General features: G+C 51.4%; 23 protein-coding genes and 1 tRNA gene. 14 read left to right on the top strand and 10 right to left on the bottom strand.

Annotated elements, in window-relative coordinates:
* Window positions 1–55 precede the first annotated feature (55 nt).
* On the top strand, window positions 56–1,972 hold the full coding sequence (locus tag LKD70_RS01130) for a sigma 54-interacting transcriptional regulator (protein WP_227706214.1): 1,917 nt from the start codon (window positions 56–58) through the stop codon (window positions 1,970–1,972).
* 19 nt (window positions 1,973–1,991) lie between these two features.
* Window positions 1,992–3,332, top strand: a complete 1,341-nt coding sequence (gene rpoN, locus LKD70_RS01125) for an RNA polymerase factor sigma-54 (protein WP_227706213.1) — start codon at window positions 1,992–1,994, stop codon at window positions 3,330–3,332.
* A gap of 185 nt (window positions 3,333–3,517) precedes the next feature.
* Here rpoN and LKD70_RS01120 read toward each other — a convergent pair whose 3' ends face one another.
* From LKD70_RS01120 to LKD70_RS01085, 8 genes are read right to left on the bottom strand one after another with little or no spacing between them, the layout of a single operon-like run.
* Window positions 3,518–4,903, bottom strand: coding sequence for a V-type ATP synthase subunit B (locus tag LKD70_RS01120; protein WP_227706212.1), 1,386 nt, complete (start codon window positions 4,901–4,903; stop codon window positions 3,518–3,520).
* Between the two features lie 15 nt (window positions 4,904–4,918).
* Window positions 4,919–6,685, bottom strand: coding sequence for a V-type ATP synthase subunit A (locus tag LKD70_RS01115; protein ID WP_227706211.1), 1,767 nt, complete (start codon window positions 6,683–6,685; stop codon window positions 4,919–4,921).
* Window positions 6,678–7,265, bottom strand: a complete 588-nt coding sequence (locus LKD70_RS01110; protein ID WP_227706210.1) for a V-type ATP synthase subunit E — start codon at window positions 7,263–7,265, stop codon at window positions 6,678–6,680. Before LKD70_RS01110 ends, LKD70_RS01115 begins: the two co-directional genes overlap by 8 nt.
* 13 nt (window positions 7,266–7,278) lie before the next feature.
* Window positions 7,279–7,587: a V-type ATP synthase subunit F gene (locus LKD70_RS01105; protein ID WP_227706209.1), complete on the bottom strand. Its 309-nt coding sequence runs from the start codon at window positions 7,585–7,587 to the stop codon at window positions 7,279–7,281.
* A gap of 36 nt (window positions 7,588–7,623) precedes the next feature.
* Window positions 7,624–8,058 carry an ATP synthase subunit C gene (locus LKD70_RS01100; protein WP_227706208.1) on the bottom strand — a complete coding sequence of 145 codons (435 nt, stop codon included), beginning with the start codon at window positions 8,056–8,058 and terminating at the stop codon, window positions 7,624–7,626.
* A 50-nt stretch (window positions 8,059–8,108) separates the two neighbouring features.
* Window positions 8,109–10,055, bottom strand: coding sequence for a V-type ATP synthase subunit I (locus LKD70_RS01095; protein WP_227706207.1), 1,947 nt, complete (start codon window positions 10,053–10,055; stop codon window positions 8,109–8,111).
* On the bottom strand, window positions 10,052–11,098 hold the full coding sequence (locus LKD70_RS01090; RefSeq protein WP_227706206.1) for a V0D/AC39 family V-type ATPase subunit: 1,047 nt from the start codon (window positions 11,096–11,098) through the stop codon (window positions 10,052–10,054). Before LKD70_RS01090 ends, LKD70_RS01095 begins: the two co-directional genes overlap by 4 nt.
* Window positions 11,099–11,101: 3 nt before the next feature.
* Window positions 11,102–11,413 carry a hypothetical protein gene (locus LKD70_RS01085; RefSeq protein WP_227706205.1) on the bottom strand — a complete coding sequence of 104 codons (312 nt, stop codon included), beginning with the start codon at window positions 11,411–11,413 and terminating at the stop codon, window positions 11,102–11,104.
* Window positions 11,414–11,655: 242 nt separating this feature from the next.
* Here LKD70_RS01085 and trmB point away from each other — a divergent pair, with 242 nt between their 5' ends.
* Together trmB and LKD70_RS01075 are read left to right on the top strand one after the other, a co-directional pair.
* Window positions 11,656–12,306 (top strand): tRNA (guanosine(46)-N7)-methyltransferase TrmB, encoded by a 651-nt coding sequence (gene trmB, locus LKD70_RS01080; RefSeq protein ID WP_227706204.1) that lies wholly within the window; start codon window positions 11,656–11,658, stop codon window positions 12,304–12,306.
* Between the two features lie 519 nt (window positions 12,307–12,825).
* Window positions 12,826–12,898: transfer RNA gene (locus LKD70_RS01075), tRNA-Lys, on the top strand.
* A gap of 53 nt (window positions 12,899–12,951) precedes the next feature.
* Here the strand turns inward: LKD70_RS01075 and LKD70_RS18665 are convergent.
* A complete protein-coding gene (locus LKD70_RS18665; RefSeq protein ID WP_227706236.1) occupies window positions 12,952–13,227 on the bottom strand; it encodes an AraC family transcriptional regulator in 276 nt (91 codons plus the stop codon).
* A 575-nt stretch (window positions 13,228–13,802) separates the two neighbouring features.
* Here LKD70_RS18665 and LKD70_RS01065 point away from each other — a divergent pair.
* The 8 genes from LKD70_RS01065 (at window position 13,803) to LKD70_RS01030 (ending at window position 20,731) form a co-directional block, all read left to right on the top strand.
* Window positions 13,803–14,258, top strand: a complete 456-nt coding sequence (locus tag LKD70_RS01065) for a zinc ribbon domain-containing protein (RefSeq protein WP_227706203.1) — start codon at window positions 13,803–13,805, stop codon at window positions 14,256–14,258.
* Window positions 14,258–14,959 carry a serine/threonine protein kinase gene (locus LKD70_RS01060; RefSeq protein WP_227706202.1) on the top strand — a complete coding sequence of 234 codons (702 nt, stop codon included), beginning with the start codon at window positions 14,258–14,260 and terminating at the stop codon, window positions 14,957–14,959. The genes LKD70_RS01065 and LKD70_RS01060 overlap by 1 nt, the downstream gene beginning before the upstream one ends.
* 105 nt (window positions 14,960–15,064) lie before the next feature.
* On the top strand, window positions 15,065–15,388 hold the full coding sequence (locus tag LKD70_RS01055; RefSeq protein ID WP_227706201.1) for a hypothetical protein: 324 nt from the start codon (window positions 15,065–15,067) through the stop codon (window positions 15,386–15,388).
* On the top strand, window positions 15,349–16,035 hold the full coding sequence (locus LKD70_RS01050; RefSeq protein WP_227706200.1) for an SOS response-associated peptidase: 687 nt from the start codon (window positions 15,349–15,351) through the stop codon (window positions 16,033–16,035). Before LKD70_RS01055 ends, LKD70_RS01050 begins: the two co-directional genes overlap by 40 nt.
* 99 nt (window positions 16,036–16,134) lie before the next feature.
* Window positions 16,135–17,505 (top strand): MATE family efflux transporter, encoded by a 1,371-nt coding sequence (locus tag LKD70_RS01045; protein ID WP_456115002.1) that lies wholly within the window; start codon window positions 16,135–16,137, stop codon window positions 17,503–17,505.
* Between the two features lie 80 nt (window positions 17,506–17,585).
* The gene (locus LKD70_RS01040; protein ID WP_227706198.1) at window positions 17,586–18,542 is read left to right on the top strand and encodes an aldo/keto reductase; all 957 of its coding nucleotides are present in this window, start codon (window positions 17,586–17,588) and stop codon (window positions 18,540–18,542) included.
* A gap of 226 nt (window positions 18,543–18,768) precedes the next feature.
* Window positions 18,769–19,473 carry a response regulator transcription factor gene (locus LKD70_RS01035; protein ID WP_227706197.1) on the top strand — a complete coding sequence of 235 codons (705 nt, stop codon included), beginning with the start codon at window positions 18,769–18,771 and terminating at the stop codon, window positions 19,471–19,473.
* On the top strand, window positions 19,445–20,731 hold the full coding sequence (locus LKD70_RS01030; RefSeq protein ID WP_227706196.1) for a sensor histidine kinase: 1,287 nt from the start codon (window positions 19,445–19,447) through the stop codon (window positions 20,729–20,731). Before LKD70_RS01035 ends, LKD70_RS01030 begins: the two co-directional genes overlap by 29 nt.
* An 87-nt stretch (window positions 20,732–20,818) precedes the next feature.
* On the opposite strand, the gene LKD70_RS01025 is transcribed toward LKD70_RS01030, so the two are convergent.
* Window positions 20,819–22,168, bottom strand: a complete 1,350-nt coding sequence (locus LKD70_RS01025) for an MATE family efflux transporter (protein ID WP_227706195.1) — start codon at window positions 22,166–22,168, stop codon at window positions 20,819–20,821.
* A gap of 199 nt (window positions 22,169–22,367) precedes the next feature.
* On the opposite strand from LKD70_RS01025, the gene LKD70_RS01020 reads away from it, so the two are divergent.
* Complete coding sequence (locus tag LKD70_RS01020; protein ID WP_227706194.1) at window positions 22,368–23,996, top strand: MutS-related protein; 1,629 nt, start codon at window positions 22,368–22,370, stop codon at window positions 23,994–23,996.
* A gap of 67 nt (window positions 23,997–24,063) precedes the next feature.
* Complete coding sequence (locus LKD70_RS01015; RefSeq protein WP_227706193.1) at window positions 24,064–25,380, top strand: amidohydrolase; 1,317 nt, start codon at window positions 24,064–24,066, stop codon at window positions 25,378–25,380.

The raw sequence follows: 25,380 nt of genomic DNA, 5'->3' as shown, positions 1-25,380 counted from the left end.
TTCGCATGTGGAGAAATTCCACGGTTGGGTATCTTTTATTATGAGGTGAAATCAAATGACAAAAATACTGATTTTTGTTCCGCACGCAGACATGATGGAAAAGTTTGAGGAACTGATAGCAAAGATGGACATCGAGGATGACATTCAGATCGAGCTGACTTACGTGGTGGGCACCCCGTCTTCGCTTGCAGAGAATAAAGACGCAGATATTTTTGTCGCGAGAGGAATGACTTATGAGCGCCTGAAAGTGCTGTTTCCTCATAAGCATATGGTCAAGATCCAGTTTACAAGCTTCGGAATACTGGACGCACTGATTCAGAGCAGAAATATTTATCATCCGAATCGGATCGCCCTCTGCCTGCAGGATCTGGAGATCTACCAGATTTCCGATCTTGAGGAGCTCTGCCATGCGCATATCGATACATACAATGTGTGGAGCGAGGAGAGTGCCAGAGATGCGGTGGAGCTTGGAGAAAAACGGGGAACTGACGTATGGGTCGGGAGCGGTACGGTGTGCAGCGTCTGTGACAGGAAAGGACTGAAACGTGTTCACATCAAGGTCAAGGAAGAGACCGTGGAGATGGTGCTGAAAGAGGCGGTGAACACGGCGCGGACACTCAACAGAGAGCGTGCTTCCAACTCCATGTTCCGCGCGATTATCAACGAGAACTCAGACGGGATTATTACAATTGACAGCAAAGGGATCATCCAGCAGATTAATAACCAGGCATACCGGCAATTCCAGCTCTCCACTGTGGATAATATCAAAGGTCATCCGATCGCTGTCGTGGACAGGCATTTTAAGTGGAAACAGGCCATGGAAGAGGACGGAATACGGGATGAAGTACTCAAGATGGAAGACGGGCGCAGATATTTTGTCCAGTATATGCCGATCCGGGTTGATGAGGTAAACTCAGGGCTTGTGATTTTTATCAAAAATTCAGAACAGATTCTCAAGGAAGAGAATAAACTGCGCCACAGTCTCGGTGAGAAGGGACTTGTGGCCAAGTATACGTTTGCGGATATTATCGGAAGCAGTGACGCAATCCGCGATGATATAAGAATGGCGAACCGGTACAGCAAAGTGGATTCCAATGTGCTGATTATCGGGGAGACCGGAACGGGAAAGGAACTTTTTGCTCACAGCATTCATCAGGCGAGCAACAGGAGCTCGGAACCTTTTGTGGCGCTCAACTGTGCGGCTTTGCCGGAAAACCTTCTTGAGAGCGAGCTCTTCGGATATGAACCGGGCGCTTTTTCGGGAGCGTCGCGGAACGGAAAGATCGGACTCTTTGAACTGGCTCACAGAGGCACGATCTTCCTGGATGAGATCGGAGAGATACCGATCTCGCTTCAGGCGAAACTTCTCCGCGTGCTTCAGGAGAAGGAGATACGCCGGATCGGCGGAAATACAGTACAGCCTATTGATGTACGGGTGATTTCCGCGACAAATGTAGATATTGAAAAACAGATTGAAGAGGGAAAATTCCGAAGCGATCTCTATTACAGGCTGAATCTTCTGGATATTTATATTCCGCCTCTCAGGGAGAGGAGAGAGGATATTCAGGAGATGGTGGATTTTTATCTGAACAGGTTCTCGTGCGACATGAAGAAGTCTCCCGCGAAGCTGACAAAGGAGGCGGCGGTGATGCTCAGAAACTATTCCTGGCCCGGAAACGTAAGAGAGCTTCGCAATATATGTGAACGTCTCGTCGTGCTCAATGATACGGATGAGATCACAAAAGAAGATCTGATGCAGTTTAAGGTATTCCGCCAGCTCAGAGAAGCTGAGGGAGGGCAGTACAGCAGCAAAGGCAGTGAGGAGGCGATTCTCAGGCAGCTGAAACCGAAGAAGACAAAGCAGGATCTGGCCAGAGAGCTCGGCGTGAGCAGGACAACGCTGTGGCGTATGATGAAGCAGCAGGAAAACGAGAGGAATGAAAAAGGGAAAAACGAAAACGATAAAAAGTGACCAGCGGAGGGGATAGACAATGGATTATAATCTGGAACTCCGCCAGAGACAGTCTCTGTCCCAGACACAGATTCAGTCTCTGGAATTGATGAATATGAACAATCTGGAACTGAATACATGGCTGAACAATGAATATCTGGAAAACCCGCTTATCGAGCAGACCGGAGGCGGCGACACCCCGGGAGTGACTCAGGAGTTCGGAGACTGGTACGGCCAGAATCAGATGTTCAACGAGGGATACGGTCATGGAGACCGCGATGAGGAACGGCACAGAGAAGCGGTCCCCGCGGATAAGGGGGAGAGTATTGAAAACTATCTGAAAGAGCAGCTTGACAGGAACCGGTACAGCCAGGAAGAGTGGCGCGTCATCGAATTTCTGATCAAAAATCTGGATGACAGCGGGTTCTATTCTACTTCCGTGGAAGAGACGGCCCGGCTGGCAGAAACGACGGCTGAGACGGTTGAAACCTGTCTCGAGGATCTGCGCCAGCTTGAGCCTTTCGGCATCTTTGCAGAGAATCTGTCCGGGTGTCTTTTAAGGCAGATTGAGCTGACCGGGGCGGAAGATCCGGTGCTCACCGAGATTGTCAGAAACCATCTCGGCGATATCGCGGGAGGAAAGATCAGTGCGATCACGCGGAGTCTCGGGATCTCTTCGGCTCAGGCGAGAAAATATATTGCCTATATCAAAACACTGAATCCGCGCCCGCTCTCAGGGTTCAGCCTGGGGGATACCGGATATATCATACCGGATATCCTGTTTTATAAAAAAGGCGATGAGTGGGAAATTGTGCTGAACGATGACTGGATGGGTAAATACCAGCTTAATCAGTACTATATGAAGATGACGATAGAGAGCAGGGATCCGGAACTGAAGGAATACTTCCGGAAGAAGCTGGAGAGGGCAAGATTTATTTTGAGCAGCATCGAGCAGAGGAGGAAAACGATTCTGTCTGTTTCCGGCGCGATCCTTGAACACCAGAAGGAGTTCTTTGAGGGAAAAGGAGATCTGAAACCGCTCACAATGGCGGAGCTGGCGGAGAGTCTGGGCATTCACCCGGCCACCGTGAGCAGGGCTGCCAGTGGAAAATATATCCAGTATCCCGGAGGCGTGGTCCTCATGAAGGAACTCTTCCCGCAGGGAGTCGGGGGAGATCAGGGCAGCGACAATATGACGGCCGGACAGATCAAGAAACTGATCCGGGAGCTGATTGACGGCGAGGACAAAGGCAACCCGTACAGCGACAATAAGCTGTCCCAGGAGCTTAAGAAACGCGGCGTCGTGCTCTCGAGAAGAGGCGTTGCGAAGTACCGCGAGGAGATGGGAATACAGGGGAGTTTTGAGCGAAGAATATACTGACGCGAAAGTATATTGATATATTGGCGGAAAGGATATGATGAGGCGCATATGCGCGGGAACACGGGAGCCCGGGAGTGGATGACACTTCCGGGCTCTTAACTGTCAGTCTTTATTTAACTGTCCGTTTTTATTACCCGTCATCTGCAAATTCAAAGAGATCTTCTGCTGTGATGGGAATCGTACTTTTAATCAAGGGAGCGCGGCTTGTAATATTTATCAAGAATCTTTGTATCGACTCGGTCAAGCTCCTCCTTCGGAAGCCTTCCGAGAAGTTCCCAGCCCAGATTCAGTGTCTCTTCCATGCTGCGGTTCTCATCCATGCCCTGGCCGATATAGCGCTCCTCGAATTCCCTGCCGAATTCCAGGTACTTTTTGTCGATCGGGGAGAGCTCGTCCTCGCCGATAACGGAAGCCAGGTTCCGCGCATCGCCCACTTTGGCGTAGGCGGAGAAGAGCTGGTTGGCCAGATCCTGGTGATCCTCTCTTGTGTAGCCCTCGCCGATACCGTCCTTCATCAGACGGGAGAGGGAGGGGAGGATATTGATCGGCGGGTAGATGGACTGTCCGTGCAGCGGACGGTCAAGAACGATCTGCCCCTCGGTGATATATCCGGTCAGGTCGGGGATCGGATGGGTAATATCATCGTTCGGCATGGTCAGGATCGGGAGCTGAGTCACCGAACCGTTCACGCCCTGCACAATGCCGGCGCGCTCGTAGATCGTGGCGAGCTCGCTGTACAGGTATCCGGGGTATCCCTTACGGCTTGGAATCTCTCCCTTTGAGGAGGAGACTTCACGCATGGCTTCCGCGAAGGACGTCATGTCGGTCAGGATTACAAGGATGTGCATATTCTGTTCAAACGCCAGGTACTCCGCAACAGTCAGCGCAACCTTCGGTGTGATCAGACGCTCTACAACCGGATCGTTTGCCAGGTTAAGGAACATGGCGACATGGTCCGCCACTCCGCTCTCTTCGAAAGTATTCCGGAAAAAGTCCGCCACATCGTGTTTGACACCCATTGCCGCGAACACGATGGCAAACTGCTCGTCGGAGTTCTCTCCGAGCGATGCCTGCTTTACGATCTGGGCTGCGAGCTGGTCGTGGGGAAGCCCGTTTCCGGAGAAAATCGGGAGCTTCTGTCCGCGGATCAGCGTGGTCAGTCCGTCGATGGCCGAGATTCCGGTGTGGATATAGTTGCGGGGATATTCCCTGCGCACCGGGTTTAAGGGCAGGCCGTTGACGTCGCGCTTCAGGGAGGAGACAATGGGCCCCAGATCATCGATGGGCTGTCCGATGCCGTTGAACGTGCGTCCAAGCATATCCGGGGAGAGCGCGATCTCCATCGGATGCCCGGTGAGCTTTGTGTGCGTGTTTTTCAGAGACATGTTCTCCGAACCCTCAAAAACCTGAATCACAGCCCGGTCTTCGTAGATCTCTACAATACGGCCGATTTTGTGCTCTGAGCCGTCTATGACAAATTCCACGATCTCATCATAGAAGGCGTCCTGCACGCCCTCCAGAGCGATGAGAGGGCCGTTGATGCTGCTTAAGCCTAAATATTCGATTGACATAATATCCGGTCCTCCTTACGCGTTTTTCTCAAGCACTCTCTGGTAGAATGCATCGATGTCTCTCCGGTACTGGGCGAACATTTCCGGCCGGTCGTTGGGGACATCGTATTTGATCGAGATGACCCGGTCAAAGATGTTCTCCGACTTCAGCACGGACATGGGATGCCCCATCGTGACGAGAGTGCGGGCCTGATTGTACAGATACAGGATGGTATCCATCATAAGGAACTGCTTCTCCATGGAGACGCAGGTATCGTCCTTGTGGAAGGCGTTCTGCTGAAGGAATCCGAGACGGATGACGCGGGCGATCTCCAGAATCAGCTTCTGGTCGTCCGGCAGCACGTCGCTTCCGATCAGCTTGACGATTTCCAGCAGGCTGCTCTCCTGATTCAGCAGCGCCATCAGTCGGTTGCGGTAGTCCACAAACCGGGGCGATACGTTGTCCTGATACCAGTGACTTAAGTCGTTTAAGTATTCGCTGTAGCTTGTCAGCCAGTGGATGGCCGGGAAATGTCTCGAGTATGCGAGGCTTTTGTCCAGTCCCCAGAAACAGCGGACAAAACGCTTCGTGTTCTGCGTAACCGGTTCGGAAAAATCACCGCCCTGGGGGGAGACTGCTCCGATGATCGTGACAGAGCCGTTGGTTCCGTTTAAGTTGTGCATCATTCCCGCGCGCTCGTAAAACGCGGACAGGCGGGACGCCAGATACGCGGGGAAACCTTCCTCCGCCGGCATCTCCTCCAGACGGCCGGACAGCTCTCTTAAAGCCTCGGCCCAGCGGGAGGTGGAGTCCGCCATGATTGCCACGTCGTATCCCATGTCGCGGTAGTATTCCGCCAGGGTAAGCCCGGTGTAAATGCTGGCCTCGCGGGCTGCCACAGGCATGTTGGACGTATTTGCGATCAGCGTCGTGCGGTCCATCAGGGGATTGCCCGTGCGGGGGTCCGTCAGCTCGCTGAATTCTTCCAGCACCTGGGTCATCTCGTTTCCGCGCTCGCCGCATCCGATATAGATGATGATGTCGGCGTCCGCCCACTTGGCGATCTGATGCTGGGTCATTGTCTTTCCTGTTCCGAATCCGCCGGGAATGGCGGCAGTGCCGCCTTTGGCGATGGGGAACATCGTGTCGATGATACGCTGGCCGGTGATCAGCGGCACGGAAGCCGGGAACCGGTGGTTCGTTGGCCGGGGCACGCGGATGGGCCAGTGCTGGGTCATTGACAGTTCTTTTACAGAGCCGTCCGAAAGTTCCAGCGTGACGAGAATTTCATCGATCGTGTATTCTCCGTCCTCTGCCACAGCGGTTACAGTCCCCTCCACATCCGGGGGAACCATGCATTTGTGTACGATGGCGCGGGTCTCCGGCACTTCTGCGATGATATCGCCGCCCCGGAGATACTGTCCCTTTTCCACTGTGATATGAGTCTGCCATTTCTTCTGTCTGTCGAGAAAATCGACGCTCACGCCGCGGGTGATAAACGCTCCCGCGGAGTCGGCGATACGCTCCAGAGGGCGCTCGATGCCGTCGAAAATATTATTCAGGATTCCGGGGGCAAGCGTGACCGAGACCGCGCTTCCGCTGGCGGTGACTTCCTCGCCGGGATAAAGTCCGCTTGTCTCCTCGTATACCTGTACGGTAGTCATGTCTTTGTCAAGGGAAATGACCTCGCCGACAAGCTTCTGCTTTCCCACATAAACCATCTCGGACATGCGGAAGCCGGTGTTTCCCTTCAGGTAGATGACAGGGCCGTTGATTCCGTATATTGTCGCAGTATTAGCCAATTCCGTCACCTCCCGAGAAAATAAATCTGTCATATTCATTGTCAAGCTGTGTCTTAAAGGAGTTGTCGATCAGGACGTTGCGCGTCCGGATCACGGCGCGCATCCCGCCGATGAAATCCTCCCTGCTGACGGTGAGCTGTGAGCCTGTTTCGCGTTCCAGCTCGTCTTTGCGGTGCTCATCGGATGGATTGATATAGATTGTGACCGCGGCGCCGCCGGCAAAGTGCTCCGCCTGGCGGATGCATTTGATGAGAAATTCGCGGTACGCGTCGGTTTTCATATAATCGTCGACCAGTGCCCGCACCTCTTCAAACAGCTTGTCTTTGAGCTCCTGCTGAACTTTTCCGTTTTCTCTTTTGAGTTCAAGCTGGGACTTGGCCATGGCCTGATTGAGCTTCAGTTTTGCGTTGGTCGTCTCGGCCTTGATGCGGGTTTCCGCCTGGCGGACGGCCTCTGCCTTGTGATCTTCAAACACTTTTTCAAGCGATTCCCTGTGGGAGTCGATGATGGCGTTTCCTTCCGCGCGCGCCTGCTCCATGGAGATTGCCTTGAGGTGTGAGATTTTTTCTTCCAGAGTCAAAGGAATCCCTCCTTTACAGTTTCAGTCCGATTGCTTCGGTAATATACGATGTGATAAAGTCTTTTTTTCGTCCGGTTCCGTGACGGTCCGGGATTTCGACGAGGAGAGGCATCTTCCGTTCCAGCCGGAAGGTGTCGATGATGTCGGGAAATTCCCGGCCGAATTTCTCTGTGAGAAGGACGATGCCGACGCTTTTGTCTTTCAGCACATCCTCCAGAGCCTGATGCAGTTCGTCCCGCTCATGGACGACGACGCCGTCCACACCGGCCAGACGCATGCCGGTGTAGGTGTCAACGTTATCACTGATCAGAAACATTTTCATAACTGCGCTCCTCCGTCAAAAGAATCACTGCTGCTTTTACAGATTTCCGAGTATCATAAAGGAAATGATAAGTCCGTACAGGCATACACCTTCGGCCAGACCTACGAAGATAAGCGACTTTCCGAGTACGCTGGAATCTTCGCTGATCGCTCCGAGCGCTGCGCTTGCCGCACTTGCCACGGCGATACCGCCTCCGATACAGGAGAGTCCTGTCACGAGAGCAGCGGCAAGATAGCCCAGGCCCTCTGCCAGACCGGAGCCGGAAGCGGCAGCTTCCGCAGCCTGTACATCCGGGCCGCCCAGCATCATGACGGACGCGATCACAAATGCCCCGAAGAAGAAAAAGGCATTTGTGCCGATGGCGCGTTTGTAGCGTTTCTTTGTCTTTTCACCCAGCAGATAATAGCCGAATGGAACGATGATGCTCACGATCAGAGCGATGATGAAAACGATTTTTGTTGCTAAAGTCATGGTATAATCCTCCTGATTTCTCTGAAATTTGCCCCTGCAGGGCATAGACTTTATTTCTGCTTTTTCTTTGCGCTTTTCTTGGTATAAGGATCAAATGCATGGCCGCTGCCTTTGTAGAAACGGCTGAACATCTCGTAATATTCCAGTCGGAGAACCTGGATGCCGACGATGAGTCCCTCGAAGGCACATACGAACAGGTTTCCGGCGATCACTCCGATCCAGTTGGGATTTCCGCTCTCCGCGCCCGCAAGCTGGAGCACGACTTCCATAATGGCCGCGTGGCTGACTGCGAAGGCGCCGATACGGATGAATGAGATCGTGTTGGAAAAATAGCTGAGCAGTGTCTCAAACATTTCGAAAAATCCCTGTACAAGAAACATGGCTTTGCCTGTTTCCATCTTTTCGGTACGCTTTTCGATCATATGCGTGATCGGCTCACGGAAGAGCATTACAATCAGCGGAACACCGAACATCACCGCCATGACGATGCTGCCGGGGAGCGGCCTGCCTGTCATAAACAGAATAATCACTGCGACAACCGCCGCGTAGAAGATAAGTCCGGCAAGTCCGTTCGGATCAAACCACGCAGCCCCGACGTCTTTGCTCTTTAAGGCGTTGATGATATGGAGAACCATCGCAACCATGATGAGCAGCATTCCGAATGCTACGGCAACGATAAAAACAGTGTTCAGCTTCCCGAGGAAGGGAAGGGTGGTCATGTGGTTGATGGGCCGGATCCACAGCGCGGGTATCACGTCCTCGAATCCGAAGATACTTCCGAAGAGGAAGCCGAATATCGTGGAGAACACACCGGCTGAAGCGATGATTCCGGCAAGGGGCGCCTTTTTAAAGTGGTAGATTAAAGCGCCTCCGAGAAGGAGCAGAAGTCCTTGCCCGACATCGCCGAACATGGCTCCGAATATGAACGAGTAGGTCAGCCCTACGAAAACCGTGGGGTCCATCTCGTCGTGGGCCGGGAGCCCGTACATCTGCACGAACATCTCAAAGGGCCGGAACAGCTTCGGGTTCTCCAACTTTGTCGGGGGCTCTCCGAAATAGGCGTCATGGTCATCTTCCACGACGACGAACACTTTGTCATCGTCCTTTATCTCTTCTGTAAATTTCTCCACATCGTCCGCCGCCATCCAGCCGCAGAGAATGTAGTAGTCTTCTTTGTCCTCCTCCATCCGCGCGGCAAGCTTGCGCACGTCGAAGTTGTTTGAGAGCTCTTCCAGGCGGTTTCTGGCAGCCACGAGCTGGGGAGCCCGGTCGGAGAGCATCTCTCCTGCCTGTCTGTCCAGATCTTCGATCTCGAGATTGATCCGGGCGATCTCGCTTCCCAGCGTCTGATACGCGTACGCCGGAGCACCCTCAAATTCGTCCTGGAGCTCAATCCGCTCGAAGTGAAGGGAGCGGAACACCGCGTCCACTTTCTGGGCCTCGGAGGGAGCAACAAAATAAGCTCCGTACACAAAACTCTCATCGTGTTCCCCTTCCACGAAGATGGCAGTCAGATCATCCATGAGATATTTCTGCATCTTCTGATAGAATTCCGCTGCGATCCGTCCGAAACGATAGGTGATATAACGGTAGTTCAGGACGCGGTGAAGATCACACTCCACCGGGCGGAAAGGAGCGATGAGCTGCTGCTTTGCGCGAAGCTCCTCGATTTTCTTTTTCAGTTTTTCCTTTTTCTCCTGCATGGACTGATAGTCCTCTCCGGCCTGCCGCACGAGCTCGAACATGTCGTTGAGCCCGAGGGAGGTGTCCGGAGCAACCTCGTCCGCATTAGGCAGGTACCCGACGAATTCCTCGGCTTTGGCGAGTGCGTCGCGGTAGGGGTTAATCTCCACAAAGGGCCTTAAATTGTCCACGGTTTTCAGCTCTGAAAGCGCGGACTCAAGCTGTATCTCATAGCGGGAGAGATACAGGTCAGTCACGCGGTCAATATCACCGCGCGGGCCGGAGATGTTGATGAATTTCATTTTTACGATCATTGTATTCTACCTCCAATGTATGCCAGGGTCTCGCTCGGGCTTAAGCTGTAGCGTACGCATTCCATGGCGGTGGTCAGCTTTTTGAGTTCCTCTTCTTTAAGGAAGAGATAGGTGTTGATCGCTGCGATCGAATACGGGTTGCGTCTGCGGTCGACTTTGTACAGATACCGCAGGCACTCCGTATACATCTGCTCTGTCGTCAGTTTCTGACGGAAACTATAGTGCCGGGCGTAGGTCGTCCTCGCGACGGCCGTCTCAAACGCTTCGAGCCCGTCCGCCTCCACCATCTCCTTGACCTGGTCTGTGGAGAGCTTGTAGTGGATCGGTATGAGCAGAAGATAAATATCCGCGGGTTTCATATTATAATACTTCTTTGCGCGGTAGATCCACTGGAGATTCAGCAGATCGATTCTGGAGCCCTGCTCCCGCATAATCAGTTCCAGATCCGGTTTTTTCAGCACCTTCTTCTGTTCTTTCCATGTGGAAGTGAAAAAATACAGATCCAGCGTAAGATTGTAGTCGTACAGCGTGATATTCTGTGCGTCCTTAAGCTTCTGAAGCGGTGCGTAGTATTCGGTGCCTTTCAGGTTTTCGACAAGTTCGTCAGTTGTCCTCGAAGTGATCAGCTTCTCAATCGAGATCTGCGAATAGCGGTCGAAAAATGGCTTCTTATAATCAAGATCAAAAGGCTTTTTGTAATGATTGATCACGATCCTCAGACAGTAGTTGATCAGATCGATCTCGTAATTCTTCATGATCAGTTTCATAAAACGGCGCTGCTTCTGCCCGCAGAAACGGTACAGCTTCGTATAGTCATGATACAGAGACTGGGTCAGCACCTTTTCGATATTTCCCCTGTGGATCTGATCCTCGCTGAGCGTGTCCAGAATACCGGCATAAGCGGTATTGCTCCTGAGATAGTCGTATATCTCCGGGACACTTTGGAGGTTGGCGATCTCGGTGAACTGCTCCGGTTTCAGAAGCTTTGCCTCCATTGCACGGACTTTTGTCACGATTCCGCTGTATTCGAGTAAGTTTCCCATAGGCTATACCTCGGTGATTCTTTTTAATATCTCGTGTGCGTATTCGGTATGCTTTTCTTCGTAATCTTTTCTGAGAGCCCAGAGAGTCTCGGCTCCGGAGTCGCTCTGATCACTCAGCAGAGAAGAGATCCTTATATCAAGCCCTCTCTGGATGTCATCAAGCCGCTTCTGTGTGCTGGTTTCGAGTTCCTGATCGAAGACGCGGCGCTTCTCTTCGTATTCTCTGTTGAGGACTTCCTTCTGCTCTTCCGCATGGCGGACGATGGCAGATGCGGCATCCTCGATTTCCGTCAATTTGTTTACAATAGAGTCCATAATCAGCCTCCTGTTTGTAAGAAAATGCTAATATGTTTATCATACACCATTTATAGAAAAAAGCAAGTTAAGATCGTGTAGAATATCGCAGCAGTTCTATGCAGTTCTATGGACGAACTGTTGTGATTTATGAGCAGGAACGCTTTGACCTGTATTTGTTCCCGTGTTATGATAAAAGAGAACAAAGTGCCGGTTCTCCGGGATCGGGGCAAGTTCATTTTTAAATAAGGGGAGGTCTGTCTATGAGACTGAGAAATATACCGAGGGCGGACGGAACGATCCGTGCGCACAAAGCAGTGATAAAACGGCCTGAAGATCAGAGGGGATGCTGGGGTCAGGTGTTTGGAAATAAAAATCCGCTGCGGATTGAGATTGGAACGGGAAAAGGCCAGTTCATCCTGCAGATGGCGAAGCTTCATCCGGAGATCAACTATGTGGGGATTGAGCGCTATTCCAGCGTGTTATTAAGAGCGGTGGAAAAGTTCGATACAGAAGAATTTAAGGATCTGCAGAATGTCCGCTTTGTCTGTATGGATGCGAGACGCATCGAGGAAGTGTTTGCCGAGAATGAGGTGGACCGGATTTATCTGAACTTTTCCGATCCGTGGCCGAAGGCAAGACACGCAAAGAGAAGACTTACTTCCACGGAATTTCTGGAGCGGTATGAAAAGGTGCTGCGGCCGGACGGCGTGCTGGAATTTAAGACGGATAATACGGAACTGTTCAACTTTTCACTGGAGCAGGTGAAAGAGGCGGGCTGGATGCTCACGAACTTTACTTATGACCTGCATCATAATGAAGAGATGAACAAAGATAATATCCAGACGGAGTACGAGGAGAAGTTCGCGGGCAGAGGCAACCCTATCAATAAGCTGACTGCGGTGCGGAAATAGGGGAATGAAAAGCCGGTGCGGGAATGAACGAAGAGAGCGGAGTGAAGAGCATAACCGGGAGATTCTGCATATACTGTAATAATTCCGGAAACGGTGCCGCGGCAGGCGGCGCCGGATAAAGCAGGTGGATATTGTGAGAAAAAAGTGCTGGAAAAACTGTGTGCAGGAATTGTGCTACCGCAGGCCGTGCCTGAACAGAAAACTGCTGTGCATACGCAGCTCATTTACGGAAGTCTGCAAGATTTTAAATGCAGACCATGATGTTCCTCATTCCGGATGCAGAAAATGCTGAGCGCGTATGTTCGGCGGAAAACCCGGAGAATGCAGGGGCGCTGCCGGCAGGTTTTCCCCGCCGGCAGAATGAAAAAAGGATGCGGAACAGGCAAAATCCGGCATAAAAGTAAAGAAATTATAAAAAAGAGGAGAAAAAATGTAAAAAAAGGCTTGCATTTTGCTGAAGTCTCGTTTATAATAGCTTTTGCGTCAGTCAGAAAGAGCGACGCAGAAAAATACAGGCAAGCGCCATTAGCTCAGTTGGTAGAGCACCTGACTCTTAATCAGGGTGTCCAGGGTTCGAGCCCCTGATGGCGCATTCAAAATCGCTGTTTTTGCGGACATTGTGAGCCGCGGGGACGGCGGTTTTCTTTATGTAATAATACATGTGAAAATAGTAATACATGTGAAAAGGTGTCGGGGCGCAGTGCGCATTTGCGGAATCTCTATTTCCTGCGCACAGACGACGGTGTATATCCGTACTTCATTGAGATACTGAAGGAAGGATATCCCCATATTTTTTTTGAAAAAACGGCAGAAATATTCCTTACCCAGCCCCAGATGACCGGAAATGTCCTGGAGAGAGACGGGCTCGCGGAAATGATCTTCTACATAAGTGATGACGTTCCGGATGCGGTCAAGGGTCATACGGTCGGATGCGGATGCGTTAGCGGCCGGCTTTATGGAGAAGGACCGGATGAGGCGGGCCAGTATCTGCATAATCAGGCCTTCCGCTTCCATAAGATACGCCGGTGCATTGCGCAGATAGAGGCGGGTAATATCTTCCATCAGCTTACAGACAAAGAGATATTCCGGGAACTGTTCATCCGTGATCTCGTCGGGAATACATTTAATCCGATACAGGTCGATATCCGGCCTGATGATGACAAGCGGAAGCGGAAATGCCTACAATCTGTACCGTATGATGAAATAGAAATCAGAGGTACACATAGATGGAAGAACAGGAGAATATAGGTAAAATGAAGCGCTGACAGGATGTTGAATGAAAAACATTCCGCCGGCGCTTTATTTGTGCCGGAGGGGCTTTCAATCCCGGAATGTTTCTGCATTTCCGGTGTTTTTGTATTATTGAAGGTTCACTATGTAAAAAAATCTGTGAAAATTCTGTTATTTTACGGAACTGTATTGCGCTGGTGCCCGGTGTTGGTTATATTAGACATAACTAATATAACTTATATCAGAGCACAGGAGGAAACAGTTTTATGGGCGGATTCTTTTCACGTTCCAGCAGCAAAAGAAGATATCCCGATCCGAACATGGGAGGGACCCACTATAAAAAGAAAGGTCTCTTCGGAATGCTCTCCGGTCTGGGAAGCAGCTTTTCGGGATCAGGCAGCTATAAAAGGTACGGCGGCTATCCCAACCAGGGATATCCGAATCAGAATTACGGGGGACAGGGGTATCCGAACCAGAACTACGGAGGCCAGGGATACCCGAATCAGCAGTACGGGAATCAGGGGAATTTTCAGCCGAATACACCGGCATCGGCCGGGCAGGCGATCTGCCCGAAATGCGGAGCATCGGTGCCGGCCGGATCAAAGTTCTGCCTCTCGTGCGGAGAAAAAATGACGTCAAACGCGGCATTCTGTCCAAACTGTGGGAAACCGCTCCAGCCGGGAGCAAAATTCTGCTCAGAGTGCGGAACAAAGGTGCAGTGATGGATCTGCGCAGACAGAGAAAGAAAATCGGAGTATACACCGTAGTGTCCTGCATTGGCAGGGGGCGCTACGGTGTCTGTTTTCTTGCCCGTGATCCGGAAGGAAAGAAGGTTGTTCTGAAGCGGTTCAGAACCCGGATGTGGAAAAAGAACAGAACTCAGAATCATTATGAGGCAGTCATTTTATCCGGACTGAAACATCCGGCGGTGCCGGAGCTTCTGGGGGTGGTCAACAGCCGGAGCGGGTATTTTTTTGTGCTGGAATATAAAGAGGGGCTGACGCTGAAAAGCTGGCTGTTTGACAAAAAGAAAGTATTCGGGCCGGACGAAGTTCTGCGTATCGGATCGCAGATGTTTGAGATTCTCGAATATCTGCACGGGCGGAGTGTTGTGCACGGAGATATCAGCATCGCCAATATAACGGATGACGGAGAGCACATCTCGCTGCTCGATTTCGGGCTTGCGCGCTATGCGGACGGGAACGGGATCCGATACAGTCTGGATTATGCCAGAGCGGCGGATGTGCTGCTGTATCTTCTTTATTCAGGTTATGAGGGGAAAGGGCGGCAGGCGTGGCATGAGGAACTTTCTCTTTCGGAAGGGCAGACGGAATTTTTGAAAAAACTTCTGGAAGAGGAAGAGGCATTTGAAGATACAGGCGCTGTAAAGAGAGCATTTTATGAATGTTTTGGAATATTTTGACGTTTTCCTAAGAAAAATATCCGGGTAATATTTCCACTTGAAAACAGAACATATGTTCGATATAATAAGGAGGACAGGAGAAAGATAAAGAGAGGAGAGTTACAGATGGGCGCGGAAACGTCGGAAGGCAGACGATATACGGATGACGGCAGACTGAGCCGGCGGCAGACGGAGATCGCCTGCGGCGTCTGGTTTACAAGCACTGGAAATGCGATGCCTAAAATGATAAAATACAGAGACGAAGACGGAATCATACGTCAGATAGACCATATTCACGTGGTGAATCTGGAAAAGAAGTCTTACGGCGGAAGACCCATACAGGAATACCGGTGCAGTGTGGTGTATGGGAACCGGGAGTACCTGTTCCGCCTGTATTATTATGCGGAATCATGCCGGTGGAAACTGAGCTGGGAAGGCTGGGAAGACTGAAAAACCGGGAGGGACAGAGTATGTGCGGAAGATATTATATAGATGAGAGAACCGGGGAAGAGATCGGAAGAATCGTCGAAGATGCGGCGGCAGGAAATGCGGAGGGAAGAATATGCCGGGCAGAAATGACGGAAGCCAGGGAGGTCTTTCGCGCCGGAGACATATGTCCCTCCCAGAGTGCGGCCGTACTCTGTGCCCACGGAAATCATCTGGAAGTGGAGAACATGAAGTGGGGATTCCCGGGATTTTCAAAGGGCAGCCTTCTGATCAACGCGCGTGCGGAGTCTGCTCTGGAGAAAAAAACATACAGAGACAGTGTCCTGCACAGGCGCTGCGTAATCCCGGCGAAGGGATTTTACGAGTGGAATGCGTCGAAAGAGAAGTTTGCCTTTGAAGACCCGGATGCAGGACTTCTTTTTATGGCAGGATGCTTCAACTGGTTTGAGGACGGAGATCATTTCGTGATTCTGACGACGGAAGCAAAGGGAACGGCAGCCCGTGTGCATGAGAGAATGCCGCTGATGCTTGACAGGGAAGAGATTGAAGCATGGGTCCTCGACGAAAGAGAGACAGAAAAAATTCTGCACAGAGAGACAGAGAAGGATCTTGTATGCGGGACAGAGTATGAGCAGATGAGTCTGTTCTGACGGAATATTATCCTTGTAAAATCCGGCCGACAGGGGGTATAATGCATTTGCGCCGGAGAAGCGCCGGGCGTATGAGGATGAAAATATAAAGGAGAGAGTATCTTGCAGACAACAGAAACAAAAGAAAATCCCCTGGGGTACAGGAGTATACCGTCCCTTTTAAGAAGCTTTGCGATACCGAGCATTATCGCCATGCTGGTCAGTTCCCTGTACAACATTGTAGACCAGATCTTTATCGGACAGGGCGTGGGATATCTTGGAAACGCGGCGACGAATGTGGCGTATCCGCTGACGACAATCTGTCTGGCCATTGCACTGCTTATCGGAATCGGAAGTGCGTCCAGGTTTTCCCTTTATCTTGGCAGCGGACAGAAGGACAGGGCAGAAAAGGTAGTGGGAAACGGCATCGGGATGATGGCGGCGTGCGGAATTGTCTATGCTGTGCTGGTGGAAATTTTTATGCCGGTGCTGCTGACAGCTTTTGGAGCGACAGATGAGATTATGCCGTATGCGGAGACGTATTCGAGGATTGTAGCGGTCGGCATGCCTTTTCTGATTATGACAAATGGCATGAGCAATCTTGCCCGGGCGGACGGAAGTCCGAAATATTCCATGACATGCATGCTGATCGGAGCAGTGATCAATACGATCCTTGATCCGGTTTTTATATTTGTCTTTCATCTTGGCGTTGCGGGAGCTGCCTGGGCGACGGTGATCGGCCAGTTTTTCTCGTTTCTCTTTGCCATTGCGTATATCCGGAAGTTTAAGAGTATTGATTTACATATAAGCGATATCGGGCTTGATCTGAGGGAAAGTCTGCAGACGGCGTCGCTTGGGATGAGCAACAGTCTGAATCAGGTGGCGATTACGCTTGTGCAGATTGTTCTGAATAATTCGCTGACTTACTATGGGGCTATGTCGGTCTACGGAAAAGAAATTCCGCTGGCCGCCTGCGGGATCGTCATGAAGACAAATGCCATTCTTCTGGCGATTATTATCGGACTTTCCCAGGGATCACAGCCGATCATCGGGTTTAATTACGGCGCGCGTCAGTATGACCGGGTAAAGAAGACATACAGGCTGGCAGTCACATGCAATCTGATCGTGTCTGCGATCGGATTTATCCTGTTCCAGTTTTTCCCTTATCAGATTATTTCACTTTTCGGGACAGGAGATGAGATGTACTTTGAGTTTGCGATCCGGTTTATGAGGATATTTCTGTTTATGGTAATTATAAACGGCGTGCAGCTTCTGTCATCCAATTTCTTTGCAGCGATCGGAAAGCCTGTCAAAGGGTTGGTTCTTTCCATGACGAGGCAGATTATCTTCCTTATTCCGCTGGTTCTTATTCTGCCGCTTTTCTTCGGGCTGGATGGAATTTTATATGCAGGACCGGTTGCGGACAGTATCGCATTCATTGTGACGGTGATCTTTATTGTGCGGGAGATGAGGAGTATGAAGGTGGAATAGAGTTATTACTCAGGCGGAGCGGATGATGCAGAAGCAGCCGGATAAGTGACAGAAACAGCAAACAAAAAGGAGAGATCAGAATGGAGTACAGAGACATTCCATATGTTGATAAAAAGGTGTCCCGTATCTTTTTCGGGACAGCGATGGAGCCGTTTTTAAGCGGCGGGGACGGAAGCGGTCTCCTGGACGTGGTGTATGGCCTGGGGGTCAACGCGTTTGACACGGCCAGAGTATATAAGGGCGCGGAGAAGGTGCTGGGAGACTGGATGGAAAAGAGGGGAAACAGGGACGAACTGGTGATCCTGTCCAAGTGCGGACATCCGACGCCGGACTGGAAAAAGAGGGTGAACGAGCGGGAGATGCGCAGAGATTTTGAAATTTCTTCCGGTTATCTGCACACGGACTATATTGATATCTATCTGCTGCACAGGGATGATCCGGAAGTGGACGCAGGTGAGATTGTCGAGATATTTAACGCCATGCATGCGGAGGGAAAGATCGGGGCTTTCGGCGGGTCGAACTGGACATGCAGGCGGATAGAAGAAGCCAACGAATACGCATATAAGCACAATCTGATTCCGTTTACTGTGTCCAGTCCGCAGTTTGGGCTTGCGGATCAGGTGGATGACCCGTGGGGCGGCGGATGCATCTCGATTTCAGGCCCGTTGAACGGAGAGGAGAGGGAGTGGTACCGGAAAACCAGCATGCCGGTAATCGCCTACTCCAGCCTGGCGCATGGATTCCTGTCCGGGAAAGTAAAGAGTGATGCCCCGGAGAACGCCCGGGAGATCATAGGAAGCGAAGCGGACAGAGCATACGCGTGTGAAGAAAATTTCCGACGTCTGAAACGATGCGAGGAAATGGCAGAGAAAAAGGGATGCACGGTGGCCCAGATCGCGATGGCGTGGATTTACCGGCAGAAGCTGAATACATTTGCGGTAGTCAGCGCGTCAAAGGAGGAACGGATGCGGGACAACATTGAGGCGCTTTCCATCGAACTGAGCAGTGAAGAACTTGAGTGGCTCGATCTGGCATAGGGCTGAACCGGCAGACTATACGATAATATAAAATTTATAAGCGGAAAATTAAAGACAACCCCGTCCGGGCGCTCTCGGTGAGTGCAGCCGGACGGGGAATTTTCTGCCCTGATGCACTCGGAACGGGCGGCTGTGTTTTGCTAAGAAATTTTTAAGATTTACATTGAGGTTTTGTTAAGGCGGCGATATTATAGTTATCGTGTAAACACAGAGGAGGGAGACAGAGGTGGACGAGACAATACTTGTAGTGGATGACAACAGAGAGATCGTGTACTCGATCAGCGAGCTTCTGAAATACGAAGGATATCAGGTGGTGAAGGCCTACGACGGGATGCAGGCTCTTGAGGAGATGGAGAAACAGAAGATCGACCTGATCCTTCTGGACGTGATGATGCCGCGGCTGAACGGGCTTTCCGCACTTATGAAGCTGAGAGAAAAATCCCGGATTCCGGTTATTATCCTGTCAGCCAAGACCGAGGAGAGCGATAAAGTGTCCGGGCTTGTGATGGGAGCTGACGACTATGTGGAGAAGCCGTACAACCCGGCGGAACTCATGGCCAGGGTGAAGGCACATCTGAGACGGTATCACGCGTGGGGAGGCGGGGCACCGAAGCCGGACGCCGACAGAATTGTAAACGGAGGACTTGTGCTGGACAAGAAGCAGAGGCTTGTCATTGTAGAGGGAGAACCGGTCCGGCTGACCGCAACGGAATACAATATTCTCGAGCTTCTCATGGAGCATCCCGGGCAGGTGTTTTCCGCGGAGCAGATCTACGAAAATGTGTGGAACGAAGCTTCCAGCTATGCAGTGGAGAACACGGTCATGGTTCATATCCGGCATATCCGTGAGAAGATTGAGATCGATACAAAAAGACCGAGATATGTAAAGGTGGTGTGGGGAATTGGCTATAAAATGGGAAAATACAGCTGAAAAGGCAAAACATTTTCTGAAAGAACAGCGCAGAGCCGTGATCGGCGGCGTGCTGCTCGTGTGCGGGTTTATGCTTTTATTTACGCTTATACAGGATCATGGATCTTATATAACAGATGAGGCTCTTACTCTGGGAGTTTTCGCCAACGCATTCGCGGGAGCCGGAAACTGGATATTTACCGGTGAGATGATGAAGAGAAAGTCCGGCGGCTGGATTCCTGACGACGAGGAAAGCTACGGACAGTGGAGGGAAAAAAGAAAGCGCCAGGAGAGGCGGCTCTGTATCGTGGGAGGGGCGGGGCTTCTCCTCGCATTCTGGTATATGTCATACCTTATGGACGGGGGCGTGTATACGGGTGGCTGGTACTGGAACTACGCTTCCGGCTATGTCGCAATTTTTACCGCGGTGTTTCAGTTTATTGTGACAGGGGCGGCGCTGGAGCGGTTCTGGAGGGAGCAGCTTGACTCCCTGATGGATCAGGCGGCGCAGATCAACAGGAGGAGAGTGGAAGCTGCTCTGGAGATTGAGAGAAAAAGTCTGGAGAAAGTCTCGCGAAGCGATCAGCTCCGGGTGGATCTGATTACCAATGTCTCCCATGATCTGAAGACACCGCTTACATCGATCGTCGGGTATCTTGAGCTGATCCGCAAAGAAGAGTTAAGCGATGTGGTGAGAGATTATGTGGATGTGATTTCGGAGCGGGCGGAGAAGTTGAAGGAGATGATCAACAGTCTGTTCAGCCTGGCAAAGGCGAGCAGCGGCAATGTGGAGCTTCATCCGGAGAGGTTTGAGTTGAACCGCATGATTGAGCAGATTTTTGCGGACATGGACGACCGGATTAGGGAGAGCAGACTGGAATTTGTCACGCAGCTTTCTGAGGAAAACACGGAACTTGTGTCAGATAACACCTACTTTTACCGGATCTGCCAGAATCTGGTGGAAAACGCACTGAAATATTCGGCGAAAGGGACAAGAGTATTTGTGAAAACGTATGTGAAAGGGGCGGATTCTAAGGAGAAGGACCTTTCGGGAAAGCTGTGCCTGGAGATCACGAACACATCAGGTTATCCAATGGATTTTACAAAGGAGGATATCGTGGAGCGGTTTGCCCGGGGAGACAAGGCCAGATCAGGCGACGGGAACGGCCTGGGGCTTGCAATCGTCAGTACCTATGTGAAGGCGCTGGGCGGGGAGTTTGATATCCGGATTGACTGCGACCAGTTCAAGGCGTGTATTGAGATGCCAAGAGATGTCTGACGGGAATTTACTGTCATTACAGGCAGGTCCTGCTTCAGAAATCAGAAATGTGCAGACAGAGAAACAGAAAGGAAGCGGGGGCTTTTATCAGCCGTCCCGCTTCCTGTTTTTCCATATCCAATACACGATAAAAGCCAGCGCGGTTGTCGTCCACGTAACCGGGTAGCTGAAGATGATCGCAGGGATCGTCGGGGATACCTGCATAACGATGACGAGCCAGAGGATTCTCAGCAGGCAGACGCCGATGAGTGTGATAACGACAGGAACGATCACATCTCCCATGCCGCGGAGCGCCCCGGCGAGCACTTCGATGAAAACATACACGATATACCACGGCATAATCAGGACAAGCATGTCGGCGCCGATCTGAATTACGTTCTCATCAGACGTAAAGAGCCGGAAGAGATAAGTTCTTGCCGCAATAATGACGACCACAAGCACGATGGAGACGGCCAGATCGATCAGAAGGCAGACGCGGGTGCTCTTTCTCACCCGGTCCATTCTGCCGGCTCCGTAATTCTGTCCGACAAAGGTCGTGATGGAGATTCCGAATGCGGTACTGATCATCCAGAAGATTGCGTCCAGCTTGCCGTAGGCAGACCAGGCGGCCGCGGTGTCGGTTCCGAATGTGTTGACCGCGGACTGGATGGCAATATTTGTGATCGAGAAGAGGATAGCCTCGAAACCTGTCGGCAGACCCATTTTCAGCTGGGTGACAGCCATTTTCTTTTCAAATCTGATTTCCTTTGGCGCAAGCATTAAAAGACCGTCGGAGCGCATCAGCCTCCGTGTGACAAGAAACGCGCTCACAGCCTGGGCGATCAGTGTGGCCACTGCCGCACCTGTGATGCCCATCCGGAATCCGACGACAAAGAGGATATCCAGTACGATGTTGATAAAACAGCAGACGATCAGGTAATACAGAGGACGTTTTGAGTCCCCGGTCGCCCTTAAAATTGCCGATCCCATGTTATATACAAACACAAAAATAATGCCGGCAAAATATATGCGCAGATACACAACGGAGTCACGCATAATCTCCGCAGGCGTGTTCATAAGCGAGAGGAGTGACGGCGCCAGGATAATTCCGGCAAACGTAAAAAAAATCCCTCCGGCCAGAGAGAGTGCATAGGCATTATGAAGACCGGTGTTGGCTGTTCTTCCATCCTTTGCCCCGACAAACTGGGCGATCGTGATGGAAGCGCCGGAGGAAAGTCCGGTGAAGAAACCGACCACAAGTGTTACAACCTGGGCGGCGGAACCTCCGACACTGGCCAGCGCCTCTTTGCCTACGAACTGTCCGACTATGACTGTGTCAACCGTGTTGTAGAGCTGCTGGAAAAAGGTCCCCAGCAGAATCGGGAAAAAGAAGATAAGAAGCTGTCTCCATATGATCCCCTCGGTGATCTGATTTTTTGTCTGAACTGATGCGTCCATATGAATAACTCCCATTCCTTAAGATATATGTGAGAACATTATATAGGAAGTGATTCCCATATGCAATAGGCAGGAAGAAAGAAGAATTGAGAATTGTGACCGGGTGCGGAAACAGAAAAATATGATATAATGAAAAAAGTATATATCTGAAAAGGGAAGCGCCGGTGTATGCCGGCGTTAAGAAAGAGAGGACGGTTTTATGCTTTCAGCGGCGGCTGCAGTTCTGGTGCTCATCCTGTTTTTCAGCGCCATATGGTTTATTTCCTGCATGGATGTGAGACGAAAGAGGAGACAGTATATCCGTGAGAAATTCGGCAGAATCCCGAAGAACCGTGACTGGAATGAGGCGGTCGGGAATTATTATGACATTGTAAATGACGGAAGCGGTCTGGATGATGTGACATGGAACGACCTGTCCATGAACGAGGTCTTTCAGAGAATGGATCAGTGTGATACTTCTGCGGGAGAGGAGATCCTTTACTGGAAGCTGAGAAAAAATCATATGTCCGGGGAGGAGCGGGAAATACTGGAGAAACGCATCAGATTTTTCTCGGAAGACGAAAAGGAGCGCGAGGCAGCCGAGGGGCTTCTGTGCGAGATCGGAAAGAACAGCGCTTCTTACTATATCCCGGCTTATCTGGACGGAATCGAGATGTATGAGCTCAATAACCGGTGGATCTACCGGGGGCTGCAGCTGCTTCTGGCGGCGTCTTTCCTTTCGATTGTGATCGTGGGAAACGACGTGGCAGCAGGCAGTTTCCTTGTGGCGTGCGCGGTAAATCTGGCGGTTTATTTCTGGTTCCGGATGAAGAGGGAAATTGAGCTGTCCATGGCCGGAACCGCGGTGAGTATTCTGGAAAATGCAAAAAAGATCGCAGCAAGAAAAAGGACAGCGGAACTGTTTCCCGAGCTGAAAAAAGAGCTCGGCGGACTGAAGGGCGTCATGCGGGGCTACCATATTCTGAGCATTATGAGGGCAGGACATGATTCCGGAGACGCGCTTGGCGTGCTGGCGGATTATATTATGGGAATCACTCTGTGCCAGATCACCACATATAATAAAGTGCTCAGACGTCTGAGAAAAAATGCGGAGACATATCTTGCCGTATACCGGTACCTCGGGGAACTGGATGTCGCGATCTGCCTTGCTTCTTTCAGAAAGAGCCTTCCGTGGTACTGTACTCCGGAATTTGCCGATGAAAAAAGAATCCGGATGGAGGAGGCCTATCATCCGCTGATCGAAGATCCGGTGGCAAACAGTCTTGACCTTACGGGAAGCTGTCTGATCACAGGATCCAATGCCTCCGGAAAATCAACGTTTATTAAGGCGGTGGCACTCAACGGGGTTCTTGCCCAGTCTGTCAATACATGTGCGGCAGAGCGCTTTGTTATGCCGGAGTCCGAAGTGATCACGTCGATGGCGGTAAAGGATGATCTGATGGCGGGAGAGAGTTATTTTATCCGCGAGATCAGATATCTGAAGAGGATTCTGGATAATCTGAACGAGGACAGAGTGACGGTCTGTGCGATTGACGAGATACTGCGAGGAACGAACACGGGAGAACGGATCCGGGCGTCCAGAGCGATTTTGGAATATCTGAAGGATAAGAACTGCATCGCACTTGTGGCGACACATGACAAGGAACTGACAGAGCTTCTTGGAGATGCGTATCTGAACTATCATTTCAGTGAGGAGATCGGGGAAGATGACATTGCCTTCAGCTATAAGATTATGGAAGGCCCTGCCACATCCCAGAATGCGGTGAAGCTTCTGGAATTTGCCGGATTCCCGAAAGAGATCATCGAAGCAGCGCAGAGAGATATATAAGTACAGAAGCTGCAGAGAGTGTTTCCCTGCAAAGTGCGGACAGAAGAAAAGGAAGGATAACAGAAAAATGAGAGACGAGATCAGAAAGAAGATGAAGGAAACAGCAGATTATATCTTCTGCCATCCGGAGCTGTCGCTTCAGGAGAAAAAGTCGTCCCGGAAGCTGGCGGAGTTTCTGGAAGGAGAGGGATTTTCCGTACGCTGGGGACTGGCGGGATTCGAGACTGCGTTTCTGGCAGAGTGGGGAGATGACGAGCCGGTAATCGGTTTTCTGGCGGAGTATGACGCCCTCCCGGGACTCGGGCAGGAGCCTGTGCCGGAAAAAAGCAGCCCTTTGGACGGGAAAACAGACAGCGGGCACGGCTGCGGACACAACCTTCTCGGGACGGCATGTGCCGGGGCGGCCTGCGCCCTGAAGGACAAAATGGAGGAGGAAGGACTCAGGGGAACCGTCAGGGTATACGGCTGCCCGGCGGAAGAGATTGTAGTCGGGAAAATCCGGATGAACGAGGAGGGGGTATTCGATGATCTGTCGGCCGCGGTTACGTGGCATCCTTTCGACCGCAACCGGGTGAGCTTTGACATCTGGCAGGCTCAGGATATTAAAAATTACAGATTCTACGGGACAGCAGCCCACGCGTCAAAACATCCGGAGATGGGAAGAAGCGCGCTGGACGCTGCCGAGCTGATGAACGTAGGAGTGAATTATCTGCGGGAACATGTGGCGGATGATGTGAGGATGCATTATACTTATACAAATACGGACGGACCGGCGAACATTGTGCCGCCTTTCGCCTCCACAAACTATTTTATCCGCTCCAATAAGTGGGAACGGACGAAAGACACGTCCGGGCGGGTGGACGACTGTGCGAGAGGAGCCGCCATTATGACCGGAACAAAGGTGGAGATCGAGCGTGTGACGTGCAATAAGGAGATGAAAGTCAACCGGACTCTGGCGGAGGTGTTCTACGGGGAGATGAAGAAGATTCCGACACCTTCCTATACGGATGATGAGCTGAAGTTTGCCGCGGAGATATCAGACAAGGCCGGATTTGACAATCAGGGCACTTATTTCACAGGGCTGGAGCCCCTGGAGGATGAACCGGTGCCGCTTGCGATCGGGACGGATGTGTCAGATGTAAGCCACACGGTCCCAACAGTGATGTTAAGCGCGGCGTGCATGTGCAGGGAGACGCCGCTTCATCACTGGGCCGCAACCGCTCAGGCAGGCATGAGTATCGGACAGAAGGGAATGCTTTATGCCGCGGAGTGCATGGCAATGGGGGCATACCGGCTGATGGCAGAGCCTGAACTGATCAGAAAAGCCTGGGAAGAGATGGACGATGCAGGCGGCGAATCCGGACTGCGGACGAAAATGAAATAA

Source organism: Ruminococcus turbiniformis, from assembly GCF_020687545.1.
Lineage (GTDB): Bacteria > Bacillota > Clostridia > Lachnospirales > Lachnospiraceae > Mediterraneibacter > Mediterraneibacter turbiniformis.
Note: the sequence above shows the minus strand (reverse complement) of the source record. Positions and strands in the feature narration are given on the sequence as shown.